The sequence below is a fragment of the Microbacterium sp. 1.5R genome (assembly GCF_001889265.1).
Classification (GTDB): domain Bacteria; phylum Actinomycetota; class Actinomycetes; order Actinomycetales; family Microbacteriaceae; genus Microbacterium.
In genome coordinates, this window is record NZ_CP018151.1 from 2,695,906 (window position 1) to 2,711,104 (window position 15,199).

At 67.6% G+C, this 15,199-nt stretch carries 19 protein-coding genes; 4 read left to right on the top strand and 15 right to left on the bottom strand.

Annotated elements, in window-relative coordinates; all coding sequences use genetic code 11:
• The first annotated feature begins 37 nt into the window (after nt 1-37).
• Nucleotides 38-472, top strand: coding sequence for a hypothetical protein (locus BMW26_RS12930; protein ID WP_053097460.1), 435 nt, complete (start codon nt 38-40; stop codon nt 470-472).
• A 453-nt stretch (nt 473-925) separates the two neighbouring features.
• Here BMW26_RS12930 and BMW26_RS12935 read toward each other — a convergent pair whose 3' ends face one another.
• Nucleotides 926-1,996, bottom strand: a complete 1,071-nt coding sequence (locus BMW26_RS12935) for an AraC family transcriptional regulator (protein WP_072591665.1) — start codon at nt 1,994-1,996, stop codon at nt 926-928.
• Nucleotides 1,997-2,141: 145 nt separating this feature from the next.
• A complete protein-coding gene (locus tag BMW26_RS12940) occupies nt 2,142-2,651 on the bottom strand; it encodes an Lrp/AsnC family transcriptional regulator (protein ID WP_053097462.1) in 510 nt (169 codons plus the stop codon).
• 115 nt (nt 2,652-2,766) lie between these two features.
• On the opposite strand from BMW26_RS12940, the gene ald reads away from it, so the two are divergent.
• Together ald and BMW26_RS12950 are read left to right on the top strand one after the other, a co-directional pair.
• The gene (ald, locus tag BMW26_RS12945; protein ID WP_072591666.1) at nt 2,767-3,861 is read left to right on the top strand and encodes an alanine dehydrogenase; all 1,095 of its coding nucleotides are present in this window, start codon (nt 2,767-2,769) and stop codon (nt 3,859-3,861) included.
• A gap of 86 nt (nt 3,862-3,947) precedes the next feature.
• Nucleotides 3,948-5,147 carry a pyridoxal phosphate-dependent aminotransferase gene (locus tag BMW26_RS12950; protein WP_053099212.1) on the top strand — a complete coding sequence of 400 codons (1,200 nt, stop codon included), beginning with the start codon at nt 3,948-3,950 and terminating at the stop codon, nt 5,145-5,147.
• 18 nt (nt 5,148-5,165) lie between these two features.
• On the opposite strand, the gene BMW26_RS12955 is transcribed toward BMW26_RS12950, so the two are convergent.
• The 5 genes from BMW26_RS12955 to BMW26_RS12975 all read right to left on the bottom strand — a co-directional run bounded on the left by BMW26_RS12955 (nt 5,166) and on the right by BMW26_RS12975 (nt 8,486).
• Nucleotides 5,166-5,567, bottom strand: a complete 402-nt coding sequence (locus BMW26_RS12955) for a VOC family protein (protein WP_072591667.1) — start codon at nt 5,565-5,567, stop codon at nt 5,166-5,168.
• 62 nt (nt 5,568-5,629) lie between these two features.
• The gene (locus tag BMW26_RS12960; RefSeq protein WP_053097465.1) at nt 5,630-6,760 is read right to left on the bottom strand and encodes a UDP-N-acetylmuramate dehydrogenase; all 1,131 of its coding nucleotides are present in this window, start codon (nt 6,758-6,760) and stop codon (nt 5,630-5,632) included.
• 11 nt (nt 6,761-6,771) lie between these two features.
• On the bottom strand, nt 6,772-7,170 hold the full coding sequence (locus tag BMW26_RS12965; RefSeq protein WP_072591668.1) for a MaoC/PaaZ C-terminal domain-containing protein: 399 nt from the start codon (nt 7,168-7,170) through the stop codon (nt 6,772-6,774).
• Nucleotides 7,170-7,625 carry an FAS1-like dehydratase domain-containing protein gene (locus BMW26_RS12970; protein ID WP_056279753.1) on the bottom strand — a complete coding sequence of 152 codons (456 nt, stop codon included), beginning with the start codon at nt 7,623-7,625 and terminating at the stop codon, nt 7,170-7,172. Before BMW26_RS12970 ends, BMW26_RS12965 begins: the two co-directional genes overlap by 1 nt.
• A 60-nt stretch (nt 7,626-7,685) precedes the next feature.
• On the bottom strand, nt 7,686-8,486 hold the full coding sequence (locus tag BMW26_RS12975; RefSeq protein WP_053097468.1) for a sulfite exporter TauE/SafE family protein: 801 nt from the start codon (nt 8,484-8,486) through the stop codon (nt 7,686-7,688).
• A gap of 133 nt (nt 8,487-8,619) precedes the next feature.
• Between BMW26_RS12975 and BMW26_RS12980 the strand changes: the two genes are divergently transcribed.
• Nucleotides 8,620-10,191, top strand: coding sequence for an AMP-binding protein (locus BMW26_RS12980; protein ID WP_072592338.1), 1,572 nt, complete (start codon nt 8,620-8,622; stop codon nt 10,189-10,191).
• Nucleotides 10,192-10,265: 74 nt separating this feature from the next.
• Here the strand turns inward: BMW26_RS12980 and rplQ are convergent, their stop codons facing one another.
• From rplQ to map, 8 genes are all read right to left on the bottom strand, one after another.
• The gene (rplQ, locus tag BMW26_RS12985) at nt 10,266-10,823 is read right to left on the bottom strand and encodes a 50S ribosomal protein L17 (RefSeq protein WP_053097470.1); all 558 of its coding nucleotides are present in this window, start codon (nt 10,821-10,823) and stop codon (nt 10,266-10,268) included.
• A gap of 33 nt (nt 10,824-10,856) precedes the next feature.
• Nucleotides 10,857-11,846, bottom strand: coding sequence for a DNA-directed RNA polymerase subunit alpha (locus BMW26_RS12990; RefSeq protein WP_042538798.1), 990 nt, complete (start codon nt 11,844-11,846; stop codon nt 10,857-10,859).
• A gap of 135 nt (nt 11,847-11,981) precedes the next feature.
• The gene (gene rpsK, locus BMW26_RS12995) at nt 11,982-12,380 is read right to left on the bottom strand and encodes a 30S ribosomal protein S11 (RefSeq protein ID WP_045253826.1); all 399 of its coding nucleotides are present in this window, start codon (nt 12,378-12,380) and stop codon (nt 11,982-11,984) included.
• A 31-nt stretch (nt 12,381-12,411) separates the two neighbouring features.
• Complete coding sequence (rpsM, locus tag BMW26_RS13000; protein ID WP_047524098.1) at nt 12,412-12,786, bottom strand: 30S ribosomal protein S13; 375 nt, start codon at nt 12,784-12,786, stop codon at nt 12,412-12,414.
• A gap of 155 nt (nt 12,787-12,941) precedes the next feature.
• Entirely contained in the window at nt 12,942-13,058 is a 117-nt protein-coding gene (gene rpmJ, locus BMW26_RS13005; protein ID WP_033106073.1) for a 50S ribosomal protein L36, read from the bottom strand.
• A 64-nt stretch (nt 13,059-13,122) separates the two neighbouring features.
• The gene (infA, locus tag BMW26_RS13010) at nt 13,123-13,344 is read right to left on the bottom strand and encodes a translation initiation factor IF-1 (protein ID WP_017201569.1); all 222 of its coding nucleotides are present in this window, start codon (nt 13,342-13,344) and stop codon (nt 13,123-13,125) included.
• A gap of 181 nt (nt 13,345-13,525) precedes the next feature.
• The gene (locus BMW26_RS13015; RefSeq protein ID WP_053097471.1) at nt 13,526-14,185 is read right to left on the bottom strand and encodes a DsbA family protein; all 660 of its coding nucleotides are present in this window, start codon (nt 14,183-14,185) and stop codon (nt 13,526-13,528) included.
• Nucleotides 14,186-14,341: 156 nt separating this feature from the next.
• On the bottom strand, nt 14,342-15,190 hold the full coding sequence (map, locus tag BMW26_RS13020) for a type I methionyl aminopeptidase (protein WP_072591669.1): 849 nt from the start codon (nt 15,188-15,190) through the stop codon (nt 14,342-14,344).
• Between the last annotated feature and the right edge of the window lie 9 nt (nt 15,191-15,199).

Here is a 15,199-nt window from a genome sequence, read left to right on the forward strand (position 1 = left end):
CGGAGCCCGCCGCCGCCGGCGGGCGTAGCCTGAGAACATGAGCGACGTGTGGTCCGACATCTCGTCCGAGTTCCTTCACCTCTACCCGCGAGGGCGCCGACTGATCGCGGTCGCCGGAGCGGATGCCGAGCGCTCGCGTCGAGCGGCGGACGACCTCGCGACGGCGCTGATCGCCGCCGGGCAGCACGTCGAGCGTGCGCACAGCGCGGATGCCGATGAAGCGGCGTTGCGCGGCGACGTGATCGCTCCGTTCCGCACCGGCTCCGATCCGGCGACGGTCCTGATCGTCTCGGGCCCGGCAGCGCTGCTCAGCCCGACGGCGAGGGGCATCTGGAACTTCATCGTGTGGCAGCTCGCCGATGATGAGTCCCCGCACTCGATCGCCGGCGCGATCGTCGACGTGACGGACCCGGCGGCTCCGACGCGGCGTTTCGCCGACTACTGCGCGCTGCCTTCCTCGTTCGGCGCGTGACGCCGAGGGGGATTCGCGGGTGCCCCGGTCTCCCCTGACCGAAGCACCCGCACGTCCACCCGCGCCCTCGCGCAGGTGGTCCGTCATGCCCGACGCTTTCGCGCCTGTCCCCCGAACTTCCGGACGGGCGATCCCGCCGCGTCCGGAAGCCGTGACGGCCGATGCGCCAGGAGCGGAGCTCCGTCGCGATCTGCCGTCATGGCCCGCCTGGGGACACGGGCAGGTTCAGGTTAGGAGCGGCTCCGACGATCCGGAAGCGCCGCAGGACGTTGCGTCACCCGGTGCGCTCGGCCCGGCACGCAGAACCCGCGTTGGCACCAGATTCGCGATCATGTGTCACTCTCTGTCGGGGTCGGCGAAGCAGCCGGACAGCACACGGCAGGCCCGCGCGGGCGCGCGCGTCGGTCCGCGACGGACAGCCCCGACCGGGTCGGCCCGATGGGCCGGCCTCGGTCAGGCGGTCGGGGCGGACTGCTCGTCGCTGAGCAGCATCGCCTCGGCGAGACGCGGCGGCTGCGTGCGGGCCGCGAGGCGGAAGGCACTGGGACTGTGCCCCACGTGCCGGGAGAACTGGGCCCGAAGCGCGGACGCGTCGGCGAAACCGGAGCGGGCTGCGACCGCCGCAAGGTCCTGCGGGGGCGTCGACAGCAGCTCTTCGCGCGCCGTCACGAGACGCCGACGCAGCAAGCGGTTCGCGGGGCTCTCGTCGGCACCTTCATACAGGCGGAACAGCTGGCGACGGCTGACGTGCAGGTCGGCGGCGAGCTCTGCGATGCCGAATGCCGGATCACGATGCCGCCGCTCGATGATGCGCCCCGCCTCCGCGCGGAACTCACTCGTCCGGCTGGTCTCGCCGTCGCCGGGGAACTGTCGGAAGAGCCCTCGCACGAGCGCGATCAGCGCCGCCTCGGTGCCGGCGAGCGCCCCCTGACCCTGATCCGGATCCTGCGCCCACTCGAACAGCATCCGCGCGAGCGAGGCTCCCGCTGCCCGGGTGAGTGGGGTGTCCGGGAACATGTCGGCCCCTCGAGCGAGGACGTGCCGATAGCCGGGGAGGGCCGCCACGGGAACGACGACCCCGGTCGAGTTGGTGACCCCGAACTGCTCGACGGCCGATGGGCCCAGGCTCGACATGAAGCCGACGCGGCCGACGCCCATGGCCTGCACCCCCGCCGCGGTGTTCAGGCGCTGCCCGCCCTGCTGCACCATCCCGACGATGATGATGTCCTCGCCCTCGGCGATCGCTCGCTCGTAGCTCACGGTGTGCGCCGTCTCGAGGGTGCTGTAGAGCATGGTCGAGCCGATGGACCTGCGAAGCAGCGCCGCCTCGAACGCATCCGGGTCGTCGGCCCTCATCGCGCCGAAGTTCGACAGCTGCAGCATGCCGATTCGACCGTCGAGGCGAATGACCTGCTCGGAGAACCACGAGGGAAACGCGAACGCCTCGGCGCCTCCGATCGATGACGACCACAGTCCACCCGAAAGCCGGGCGAGCCAGCCGGCCAACTCCGCGTCGTCGATCATTCGCCCCATCGCAACCCCCAGCGGAAGCCCGCCGCGTGCGCATCGGCTGCTCCGTCCCCGCCCTCACCCTAGGTTCGCGCCAGAAGCCATGCAATATACGTTGCGTGCGGCCGCGACAGCGGCGCGCCGCCAGCCGTCTTGCGCGTCAGCGGAACGACGCAGCCACCGAGTTGCGGTGATAGTCGAACACGATGCTGGTCCTGGTCGAGGCGACGCTGCTCTGGGCCGACAGATGCTCGAGCACGAACTCCCGCATCTCCGATGAGTCGGCCACCGCGATGTGCAGCAGGAAGTCGTCATCCCCGCCGAGGAAGAAGACCTGGATCACCTGGGGCAGAGCGCGCACACGGTCGGCGAACTCGACGATGCTCTCGCGCCGAGCGCTCGGTCGAAGGCTCACTCCGATGATGGCCTGCAGGCCGGCGCCCAACTTCCGCTCGTCGACGCTGGCATGGAAGCCGCTGATGACTCCGCGTTCGACGAGTGCGCGCAGACGCGCGTGCGCGGTCGACGGCGCGACTCCGAGGTGACCCGCGAGCTCGGCGTTCGTCATCCGACCGTCCGCGCTCAGCAGCTGTACGATCCTCGCGTCGATGGCGTCGAGAGCCGGTGCCCGAAGGGTGTTCGGCTGAGGGGTTTCGGGTGACGTCTCCATGCGAACGATTATGCAGGAATCACCCCAAGCGCGAATCTTCTTCAGGCATTCTGTCGAATGATCGAAGTTTCTGCGATTCTGAAATGCACTCACGCAACCGTCACTTGGAGGATCGATGAAGATCGGCGTGCCGACCGAGGTCAAGAACAACGAGAACCGCACCGCGCTCACCCCCGCAGGCGCAGACCGTCTGGTGCACGAGGGCCACCGCGTGCTCGTGCAGTCCGGGGCGGGCGTCGGTTCGGGCATCTCCGACGAGGCCTATCGGATCGCGGGTGCCGAGATCGTCGACACCGCCGAGGAGACCTGGGGCGAGGCGGAGCTGCTCATCAAGGTCAAGGAGCCGATCGCCCAGGAGTACGGGTTCCTGCGCTCGGATCTCACCCTCTTCACCTACCTGCATCTGGCCGCCGACCGAGCGCTGACGACGGCGCTCGTCGACGCGGGCACCACCGCCGTCGCCTACGAGACGGTGCAGCTGCCCGACCGCAGCCTCCCTCTGCTCGTGCCGATGAGCGAGATCGCGGGACGCCTGTCCGTGACGATGGGGTCATACTCCCTCATGCGATCCGCAGGAGGACGGGGCGTGCTCATGGGAGGCATCGCGGGCGCCCCGCGCGCCAAGACCGTCGTGATCGGCGGCGGTGTCGCCGGTGAGCACGCGGCCGCGAACGCGCTCGGGCTCGGATCACAGGTGACCGTCATCGACATCTCGCTGCCGCGACTCCGCGAGCTCGAGCACCGCTACGGCGGTGCTCTGCAGACCCGCGCGTCGAGCCGGTACGACATCGCCGAAGAGCTCGCGACGGCCGACCTGGTCATCGGATCCGTGCTCATCCCCGGGGCTGCGGCGCCGAAGCTCGTGACCGACGACATGGTCGCGACCATGAAGCCCGGATCCGTGCTGGTCGACATCGCCATCGACCAGGGCGGATGCTTCGAAGGCTCGCGCCCCACGACGCACGACGACCCGACGTTCGCGGTGCACGACTCGATCTACTACTGCGTCGCGAACATGCCGGGCGCGGTGCCCGAGACGGCCACGCGGGCATTGACCAATGCCACACTCCCGTATGTCTCGGCCATCGCCGGCAAGGGGTGGGAGCGTGCAGCAGCCGACGACACCGCACTGGCCCAGGGCCTCAACGTCCAGGGTGGCCGCATCACCCTGGATGCCGTTGCGCGCGCGCACGGCATGCACACCGCCTGAGCGGCGAGCATCAGCACGAAAGAACCGTGATTCTTGACGACCATTCACTCGTCATCGGCGAGGTCGACCCGGGTACGCTCGTAGTCGTGACCGAACGCGCTCCTCTCTCCCGCAAGCTCTCCGCCATCGCCGAATCCGCGACCCTCAAGGTCGACGCCAAGGCCAAGGCACTCAAGGCCGAAGGCAAGCCGATCATCTCGTACGCCGCCGGCGAGCCCGATTTCGCGACCCCGCAGTTCATCGTCGACGCGGCCGCCGAGGCGCTCGCCGATCCCGCCAGCTACCGGTACACCCCGGCTCCGGGCCTGCCCGCGCTGCGCGAGGCGATCGCCGCGAAGACGCTGCGTGACTCCGGCCTCGAGGTCTCGCCGAGCCAGGTCATCGTGACCAACGGCGGCAAGCAGTCGGTCTACCAGGCGTTCCAGGCCGTGGTGAACCCGGGCGACGAGGTGCTTCTGCCTGCGCCGTACTGGACGACCTACCCCGAGGCGATCCGTCTTGCGGACGGCACGCCGGTCGAGGTCTTCGCGGGCGCCGATCAGGACTACAAGGTCACCGTCGACCAGCTCGAGGCCGCTCGCACCGAGCGCACGACCGCGCTCGTGTTCGTGTCGCCCTCCAACCCCACCGGATCGGTGTACACGGCCGAGGAGACGGCGGCGATCGGCGAGTGGGCACTCGAGCACGGCATCTGGGTCATCTCCGACGAGATCTACCAGAACCTCACCTATGAGGGCGTCAAGGCGACCTCCATCGTCGAGGCCGTGCCCGCGGTGGCGGGGCAGACGATCCTCGTCAACGGCGTCGCGAAGACCTACGCCATGACCGGCTGGCGCGTGGGCTGGATGGTCGGACCGGCGGATGCCATCAAGGTCGCCGCGAACCTGCAGTCCCACCTGTCGAGCAACGTCAACAACGTCGCACAGAAGGCGGCGATCGCTGCCCTCAACGGGCCCCAGACCGAAGCCGAGCAGTTCCGCGAGGCGTTCGACCGCCGCCGCCGCCTCATCGTGTCCGAACTGTCGAAGATCGACGGACTCGTGGTGCCGAACCCGCTGGGCGCCTTCTACGTCTACCCCGACGTGCAGGGTCTGCTCGGACGCACGTGGGGCGGCAAGACGCCGACGACCTCGCTCGAGCTCGCCGACCTCATCCTCGAGCAGGCCGAGGTGGCCGTCGTCCCGGGCGAGGCATTCGGTCCCTCCGGGTACATCCGCATGTCGTACGCGCTCGGCGACGACCAGCTCCTCGAGGGTGTGCAGCGACTGCAGCGTCTGTTCGCCTGAGGCCGGTCTGCGACGAGATCACTCCTCGTCGTGGAAGCCGATCAGCCAGCGGATGCCGTAGCGGTCGGTGACGGTGCCGTCGTAGTCGCCCCACGCGCGCTTCTGCAGGGCGTCGGTCACTCGGCCATGCTCTGACAGCCGGTCGAACCAGCTCGTCAGCGTCGACGCGTCGGCGGTGCCGAGCAGAGAGAGGAACATCCCGCTCATCTGCACGGCATCGTCGTCCGCACCGGCATCCGCTCCCGCCAGTTCGACCGGTCCTGAGAGCTGCCCGTGGGCGACCGCATCGGCCGGACCGTCTGCACGACCCGCACTGGCATAGTCGACGAGCTGAAGCTCTCCTCCGAAGACGTCACGGTAGTGCTCCAGCGCTTCGGCCGCGTTTCCGGGAAACAGCAGGTACGGGATCAGTCCGCTCATGCCGCGAGTGTACGGCGAACGGGCGACGTTGTCAGGCGGGCGCGGGCTCGCTGCGTCGCGACTCAGAGCTCGACGCCGAGCAGCACGGGCTCCGGCTGCAGCACGAGACCGAACTCCGAATGGACGCGGCTCTGGATGAATCGTGCGAGCTCCGAGACCTCGGCCGCTGTCGCCCCGCCCCGGTTGGTGAGGGCGAGCGCGTGCTTCGTCGAGACCGAGGCGCGCGAGCGCGGCAGCTTGAACCCCTTGCGGATTCCGGCCTGCTCGATCAGCCACGCTGCGCTCACCTTGACGTCGGGGGCCTCCGGCTTGGCGGGAGGGACATACCCGTCGTACGAGGCGAGCGGGATCACCGTGACGGTATCCAGATCCGGGGTCACCGGCCACCGCGGGCACTCGGGCGGCAGAGCACGGGCCACGACCTCCGGCACGATCGCATTCTGGAAGAACGAGCCGACGCCATGGGTGTCCGGATCGTTCTCGTCGAGCAGCATCCCCTTCGAGGCGCGGGTGGCGAGGATCCGCTCGCGCACCCAGGTCAGCGGCACCGGGGCGTCGGAGTCCAGACCCAGCGCCCTCCTGAGCTGCTCGCCGCGCACCACCCGCTCGTCAGCGACGAGAAGGTCGACCGTGACCGACAGGATGACGGCCCGACGCTGCGGCACGCTGCCGTAGTGATGCTTGAGCACGGAGGTGCGGAAACCGAGCCCCAGTTCGGATGCCGGCACCACCGACACCTCGCCGGTGGCCTCGTCGATCAGCTCGACCTCGACCAGGGTCTCCTGGATCTCCTGCCCGTACGCCCCGATGTTCTGCACGGGCGAGGCGCCGACGGTGCCCGGGATGCCGCTCATCGCCTCGAGACCGGCGTAACCGTGCTCGACCGCATAGGCGACGAGATCGTCCCAGCCATGCCCCGCCTGCACACGCAGCCTGATGCGTCCCGCGTGCGGCGAGGGCAGCTCCTCGATGCCGCGGGTGAGGACGCGGATGACCGTCCCCTCGAACGACTCGTCGCCGATGAACAGGTTGGATCCTCCGCCCAGCACGAACCACTCGTCGCCGCGTGACCACACATCGGTGAGCGCGTCGATCAGCTCCGCCGTGGTCGATGCCTCGAGCATGCGCTCGGGGGCGCCTCCCGTGCGCAGGGTCGTGAGAGTCGCGAGCCTCAGCGGCTCGACCTCGTGCACAGCGCCACCCATCAGGAGGCGACGCGCAGCTGCGCCTTGACGAGGACCGTCGTCTCAGCGAACGTGACTTTGAGATCGATCCGAGTCGACTCGTCGTCGACGGCACCGACGGTCGCGATGACGTGGAGGTCCGCTCCCTCGGTCGGGTGCACCACGACCGGCTTGGTGAAGCGCACGCCGTAGTCGAGGATCCGCGTTCCCGGTTCGAGGGCCGCGACGACCACCGACGACGCGATGCCCATCGTGAGCATGCCGTGCGCGAGCACTCCCGGCAGACCCACCTCGGCGGCGATGTCGTCCCGGTAGTGGATCGGATTGAAGTCACCCGATGCTCCTGCGTACCGCACGAGCGATTCGCGGGTGAGATGGACGGCGCGCTCCGCGACGACGTCTCCGACAGCGAACGGCATCACTCGGCTCCTTCTTCCGCGCCGACCAGCAGCACGCTGGTGGCGGTGACGACGTGCTCGCCGTCGGCATCCGTGATCTCGGCCGCGCTGGTGATCATGGCGTTGCCGCCCATCATGCGGATGCCGGTCACGCGCAGTCGACCTGTGAGCTCGTCACCCGCGACGATGGGGCGCGAGTACGCGAACTTCTGCTCGGCGTGGATCGTGCGCGCCAGGACGATGCCGGAGTCCGGTTCGGCGAGGAGCTGCTGAAGAGTGTGGTCCTGGATGACCATCGCGAACGTCGGGGGCGCGACGACGTCGGCGAAACCGGCTGCGCGAGCCGCCTCGACGTCGGTGTGCTGCGGTGCATCGGCGAAGACGGCACGCGCGAACTCACGCACCTTCTCACGGCCGACGAGGTAGGGGGACGTCGGCGGGAACTCCCGGCCGACCAGATCTTGGTTGACTGCCACCCCTCGATCCTACTTTCTCGGTCATGGGGCGCGGTGCCCGTAAGCCGGAACTAAGGGCGTTCAGTCCTTCTTCTTGCGCCCCTTGATCGCCTTCATCGCCATCTGCACCGCGATCACCACGAGGTATGCCGCGAACAGCATGTTGCCCACCGTGGGGTCGATCAGGGTGGCCAGCCAGGCTCCGAGCGCGGTGGTCGTGCAGGCGGAGACCCCGACGATCGCCGCGGCCACGAGATCGACGTTGTGATTGCGCAGGTTGCCGATGGTGCCCGAGATCGCGGTCGGGATCATCATGAGCAGCGACGTGCCCTTGGCCACGAGGTCGCTCGTACCGAATGCGAGCATCAGCACGGGCACCACGATCACGCCCCCGCCGACACCGATCAGACCGGCGAGGACTCCGGTGCCGACTCCGACCGCGAGCAGCGCGAGCCCGTTGAGCAGCTCCAGCTCGAACTCGGCGTCGCGCGAAGGGACCACCAGGAACAGGCTCACGATCACGATCACCAGGAAGCCGACGAAGAACCAGCGCAGCACCGTCTGCGAGATCTTCGGCAGCAGCCGCGTGCCGATCTGCGCCCCCACCACGGCGCCTGCCGCCAGGATGAGAGCGGGGATCCACGCCACCGATCCGTTGATCGCGTAGGAGATCACGCCCACCGTCGCCGTCGGGACGATCGCTGCGAGCGACGTGCCGGCGCCGAGACGCTGATTGAAATGCAGGAAGAGCACGAGCAGCGGAACGATCACCGTGCCGCCGCCGACGCCGAAGAGGCCGGAGAGGAGGCCTGCGATCAGGCCGATTCCGATGAATGCCGTATAGGCGCGAGGCCCTCTGCTCAGGGTCTCTGCATCGCTCACCGGATCAGCCTACTCTCCGCGGCGTCGGCACCTCGGTCATGTGTCCTCCATACCCCTGGGACCGGGTCTCCTCCTGTGCGACACTGGATCGCATCAGACGGCGTCGTCGATGACCCGGATCGAAGGAGATCTCATGGTGCGCAGTTCCTATCCCGATGTCGAGATCCCCGCGGTCTCGATCCACCAGTTCCTCTTCGGAGACGTCGAGGAAGACCGTCTCGACGCGGTCGCCCTCGTCGACGGAGTCAGCGGCGCCACCACGACCTACCGTCAGCTGATCGCCCAGATCGACCTCTTCGCGGGCGCGCTCGCAGCGCGAGGGGTGGACGTCGGGACGAAGGTCGGGGTCCTCTGTCCCAACATCCCGGCCTTCGCGACGGTCTTCCACGGCATCCTGCGGGCAGGAGCGACGGCGACCACGATCAACTCCCTGTACACGGCCGAGGAGATCGCGAACCAGCTGACCGATGCCGAGGCGACGTGGCTGATCACCGTCTCGCCGCTGCTGCCGGGCGCGAAGGCCGCCGCGGACGCCGTCGGACTCGCCGACGACCACGTGATCGTCCTCGACGGCGCCGAGGGGCATCCGTCGCTGCCTGCCCTGCTCGGCGAGGGTCGCCCCGCTCCCGAAGTGAGCTTCGACCCGGCGACGCATCTCGCCGTACTCCCCTACTCCTCGGGAACGACCGGCCGGCCCAAGGGCGTCATGCTGACCCACCGCAACCTGATCGCGAACGTCAGCCAGTGCCGCTCGACGATCTCTCTCGGTGACGACGACCGAGTACTCGCCGTCCTGCCGTTCTTCCACATCTACGGGATGACGGTGCTGCTGAACTTCGCGCTGCGCCAGCGCGCGGCTCTTGTCACGATGCCGAAGTTCGACCTGACGGAGTTCCTCCGGGTCGTGCAGGAGCACCGGACGAGCTGGGTCTTCATCGCGCCGCCGATCGCCGTCGCGCTCGCGAAGCATCCGCTCATCGATCAGTACGACACCTCCGCGATCAAGGTCATCTTCTCGGGGGCTGCTCCGCTCGACGGCGCTCTCGCATCCGCAGTGGCCGATCGGCTGGGGTGCACGGTCTGTCAGGGCTACGGAATGACGGAGACGAGCCCTGTCACGCACGCGATCCCGTACGACCGCCCTGACATCGACCGCTCGTCCGTCGGGATGCTGCTCGCGAACACGGAGGCGCGTCTCGTCGCGGAGGACGGCTCCGATGTCACTGCGCCGGCCGAGGGCGCCAGCGAACCGGGCGAGCTGCTGATCCGCGGTCCCCAGGTGATGGCCGGATACCTCAACCGGCCGGATGCGACGGCCGAGATGCTCGACGGCGACGGCTGGCTCCACACCGGCGACGTCGCGACGGTGACGCACGACGGCATCTTCCGGATCGTCGACCGTCTCAAGGAGCTCATCAAGTACAAGGGCTACCAGGTCGCGCCGGCCGTGCTCGAGGCGGTCCTGCTCGAGCATCCGGCCATCGCCGATGCGGCCGTGATCGGCGTGCCCGACGCGGATGGGCAGGAGGTACCCAAGGCGTTCGTGGTCGCGCAGCAGGGAGCAGACCTCGACGCGGATGCGGTGATGGCGCACGTCGCCGCCCATGTCGCGCCTCATGAGAAGGTGAGGCAGGTCGAGTTCATCGACGCCATTCCCAAGTCGGCATCCGGCAAGATCCTTCGCAAGGATCTGCGCGCACGCTGAGTCCAGACGCCGGATGCACGAAGAAGCCCGCCGTCCCTCACGGGGCGGCGGGCTTCTTCGAGTGAGCGAGGTGCTTACTCGGACTTCTTCTCGACAGCGTCCTCGGCGGCAGCCTCGGCTGCTTCGCCCTCGGCCTGCGACTCGGCGCCGGCCTCGACGGTCTCGTCTGCCGGAGCCTCCTCGACGGGAGCCTCCTCAGCGGGAGCCTCCTCGACGACCTCGGCCGGCTTCTCAGCCTTGGCAGCCTTCTTGGTGGACTTCGCCTTGGGGGTGACGGGCTCGAGAACGAGCTCGATCACTGCCATGGGGGCGTTGTCACCCTTGCGGTTGCCGACCTTCGTGATGCGGGTGTAGCCACCCTCACGGTCTGCGACCAGCGGTGCGATCTCGGCGAAGAGCGTGTGCACGACGCTCTTGTCGCCGATGACCGAGAGAACGCGACGACGAGCGTGCAGGTCTCCGCGCTTGGCGAAGGTGATCAGGCGCTCGGCGAGCGGACGCAGGCGCTTGGCCTTGGTCTCGGTCGTCTTGATCGACTTGTGGGTGTACAGAGCCGCCGCGAGGTTGGCAAGCAGCAGGCGCTCGTGTGCGGGGCCGCCTCCGAGGCGGGGACCCTTAGTGGGCTTGGGCATAATCGTCTAACTCCTGGTCAGAAAGGTCGGGTATCAGAAGGACTCGTCTTCGCTGCCGCCGTAGAAGTGGGCGCCGTCGAAACCGGGCACCGAATCCTTGAGCGACAGACCGAGCGAGATGAGCTTGTCACGCACCTCGTCGACCGACTTCTGGCCGAAATTGCGGATGTTCATGAGCTGCGTCTCCGACAGGGCGACGAGCTCGGAAACAGTGTTGATGCCCTCACGCTTCAGGCAGTTGTACGAGCGGACGGAGAGGTCGAGGTCCTCGATCGGCATCGACAGCTCGCTGGAGTTCACTGCCTCCACCGGTGCCGGGCCGATCTCGATGCCCTCAGCCTCGACGTTCAGCTCGCGGGCGAGACCGAACAGCTCGGTGAGCGTCTTCGCAGCCGAAGCGACGGCGTCGCGGGGGCTGATGGCCGACTTGGTCTCGACGTCGAGGACGAGCTTGTCGAAGTCGGTGCGCTCACCCGCACGGGTGGCGTCGACGCGGTAGCTGACCTTGAGCACCGGCGAGTAGATCGAGTCGATCGGGATCTGACCGGCCTCGGCATACTCGTTGCGGTTCTGCGTCGCCGAGACGTAGCCGCGGCCACGCTCGATCGTGAGCTCGAGCTCGAACTTCGCCGTCTCGTTGAGCGTCGCGATGACGAGCTCGGGGTTCTGGACCTCGACACCGGCCGGAGCCGAGATGTCAGCGGCGGTCACTTCGCCCGAACCGGTCTTGCGCAGGTAAGCGGTGATGGGCTCGTCGCGCTCCGACGAGACCACGAGCTGCTTGATGTTGAGGATGATCTCGGTGACATCCTCCTTCACGCCGGGGATGGTGCTGAACTCGTGCAGCACGCCGTCGATGCGAACGCTGGTGACCGCGGCGCCGGGGATCGACGACAGCAGGCTGCGACGAAGCGCGTTGCCGATCGTGTATCCGAAGCCGGGCTCCAGAGGCTCGATGATGAACCGGCTACGGTTCTCGACGATCTTTTCCTCGGTCAGTGTGGGACGCTGTGCAATAAGCACTCTGTGTTCCTTTCGATCACATGCCCGCTATATGACATGTGGTGGGGTGAGGTCTTGAGTTTTGGGAGTCGATGCCCGCGCTGGCGGGCGTCGAGCCGCTCGGACCCGAAGGACCGAGCGGCTCAACAAGCCGGATCAGACGCGGCGGCGCTTCGGCGGGCGGCAGCCGTTGTGCGCCTGCGGCGTGACGTCCTGGATCGAGCCGACCTCGAGGCCGGCGGCCGTCAGCGAACGGATCGCGGTCTCGCGACCCGAGCCCGGTCCCTTGACGAAGACGTCGACCTTCTTGACGCCGTGCTCCTGCGCCTGGCGGGCGGCCGACTCGGCAGCCATTCCAGCGGCGTAGGGCGTCGACTTGCGCGAGCCCTTGAAGCCCACGCCACCCGACGATGCCCAGCTGATGACAGCGCCGGACGGGTCGGTGATCGAGACGATCGTGTTGTTGAACGTCGACTTGATGTGGGCGTGGCCCAGCGCGATGTTCTTCTTTTCCTTGCGGCGCGGCTTGCGCGCGGCGGCCTTGGGTGCAGCCATGAAAGTGTTCTCCTAGTCCCTGGGGCCGCGCTTAGCGGGCCTTCTTCTTGCCTGCGACGGTGCGCTTCGGGCCCTTGCGGGTACGGGCGTTGGTCTTGGTGCGCTGACCACGGACCGGGAGGCCACGACGGTGGCGGATGCCCTCGTAGGAGCCGATCTCGACCTTGCGGCGGATGTCTGCGGCGACCTCGCGGCGCAGGTCACCCTCCACCTTGTAGTTGCCTTCGATGTAGTCGCGGAGGGCGATCAGCTGGTCATCGCTGAGGTCCTTCACGCGGATGCTCTCGTCGATCTCCGTAGCCTTGAGGATCTCGACCGAGCGGGTACGGCCGACGCCGTAGATGTAGGTAAGGGCGATCACCACGCGCTTATCGCGCGGGATGTCAACGCCGGCAAGACGTGCCATGCGGTTCTCCTGAGTGTTGTGGAGGTGTGGAGCAGGATCGGTGCTCGGGCCTCCGCCCCGAGGTGTCCCCCACTCGCGTGGGATCTGATCCTGCCGTTGTGTGTATTGAGTTGTGAGTCAGATCCGAAGAGTCCGTCGGCATCGCCGACGGGCGCTCAGCCCTGGCGCTGCTTGTGGCGCGGGTTGCTCTTGCAGATGACCATGACGCGGCCGTGACGGCGGATCACCTTGCAGTGATCGCACATGGGCTTGACGCTGGGGTTGACCTTCATGATGTGTCCTATTCGCTGTCTTCACCGGGCAGGCTGAGTGCCTGGGGTGTTACTTCTCGACCGATCAGCGGTAGCGGTAGACGATTCGTCCGCGGGTCAGGTCGTAGGGGCTGAGCTCCACGACCACACGGTCTTCGGGGATGATGCGGATGTAGTTCTGCCGCATCTTGCCTGAGATCGTTGCAAGGACCTTGTGTCCGTTGGAGAGCTCAACGCGGAACATCGCGTTGGGCAGAGCCTCGGAGATCACGCCCTCGATCTCGATGACACCGTCTTTCTTAGCCATAGCCTCGCTGACGCTTCTGCAGACCGGTCGATCTGCGGTGGGTGATTGGATTGCGATACCTCTGCCGATTCAGACACGCCGAATCAAGGCGCAAGGCACCAAGGATCTATGTTATCCGACAACGGGAGTTCCGGCAACCTGAGCAGAATGCCGGAACTCCCGTTGATCGGACCAGACGGGATCAGCCGAGGATCTTGGCGAACTCCGCCTCGATCTCGCTGTTCTCGATGCGGTTCCCGTTGACCTCGACGGTCGGGGTTCCGGTGATCTCATGCGCCTTCGTCTGCGAGTCGGCGAACTTGTTGTAGGTGCCGTCGGCGATGCAGTCAGCCGCGGCGCCCGCCCCGGCCTGCTCGGCGAGCGCGCTCAGCTCCTCGACGCTGAGACCGGCCGAGTTCTCCTCCGGCTGGTTCGCGAAGAGCAGGTTGAAGTAGTCGAGAGTCGAGTCGGGAGCCTCGGCGGCGACGCAGTACATCGAGCCGGCCGACAACGAGGAGTACTCCCCCGTCGTCGAGTAGCGGTTGAGGATCGACACCGGGTGGATGTTCAGCGTGATCTTGTCGTCGGCGGCTGCCGCCTGCAGCTGCTCGCCGTAGACGTCCTCGAACTGCCCGCAGACGGGGCACATGAAGTCGACGTAGGTGTCGATCTCGTCCTCGCCCGACCCGAACGAGATGGCGCCGGTCTCCTCGTTCACGATCGAGCTCTGCGGGGCCGTGCCCGGGGAGGTCGCCTGGTTGTTCAGGAACACGACGACGAAGGCCAGAACGGCCAGCACGACCACCACTGCCGCCGAGACGCCGATCACGAACCAGTTGGTGTTGCTCTTCGCGGCTGCCATTGCTTTCCGTTTCTGTCGCGGTCCGCCCATGGCGGACCCGGCTTGAAGTCCTCGGGCGCACGCGCACCCATACACCCATTGTGCCCGGAGAAACCTATGCGCACGTTGTGATCGAGCGCTGGATCGCCGATCGCGCCGTGACCGACAGCGCCGGCTTCAGGCGATCGGGGTCGGCGTCACGCCGAACGGGGCGAGACCGGCCGCTCCCCCGTCTGCCGCGGTCAGCACCCAGATCCCGTCCGCGTGCAGTGCGACGCTGTGCTCCCAGTGCGAGCCGTCGGTGCCGTCGACCGTCGAGACGGTCCAGTCGTCGTCCTCGACGAAGGTCTCGTCGCTGCCGGCAGTGACCATGGGCTCGATCGCCAGCACGAGACCGGGCTTGACCTCGGCGCCCGGGTCGGGCGTGCGGTAGTTGAAGACGCTGGGCGCCTCGTGCATCTTGCGTCCGATGCCGTGGCCGACGTACTCGCGCAGGATGCCGTACGTCTCGCCGGAGACGGCTGACGGGCCCTGTGCCTCGATGTAACCCTGGATCGCGGCTCCGATGTCACCGAGGTGCGAAGCGGACGCCATGGCGGCGATCCCCGCCCACATCGAGCCCTCCGTGACCCGCGAGAGCTCCTCGCGCCGGGCGACCAGCTCGGGGCGCGTCTCATCAGGGACGACGACGGTGATGGCGCTGTCGCCGTTCCAGCCCTGGAACTGCGCGCCGCAGTCGATCGAGACGATGTCGCCTGCCTGAAGGACCCTCTCACCCGGGATGCCGTGGACGACCTCTTCGTTCACCGAGATGCAGGTGGTGTGCCGGTATCCGCGAACGAGCTGGAAGTTCGATTCCGCGCCACGGGCGAGGATCACACGGTTCGCTTCGGCGTCGAGCTCGAGAGTCGTGACACCGGGTCGTATCAGCGGGCGCACGGCGTCGAGCGCAGCCGCCGTGATGAGACCGGGCTCCACCATCGCACGCAGCTGAGCCGCGCTCTTGTAGATCGACTTGCGGAACATCGTTCGGTG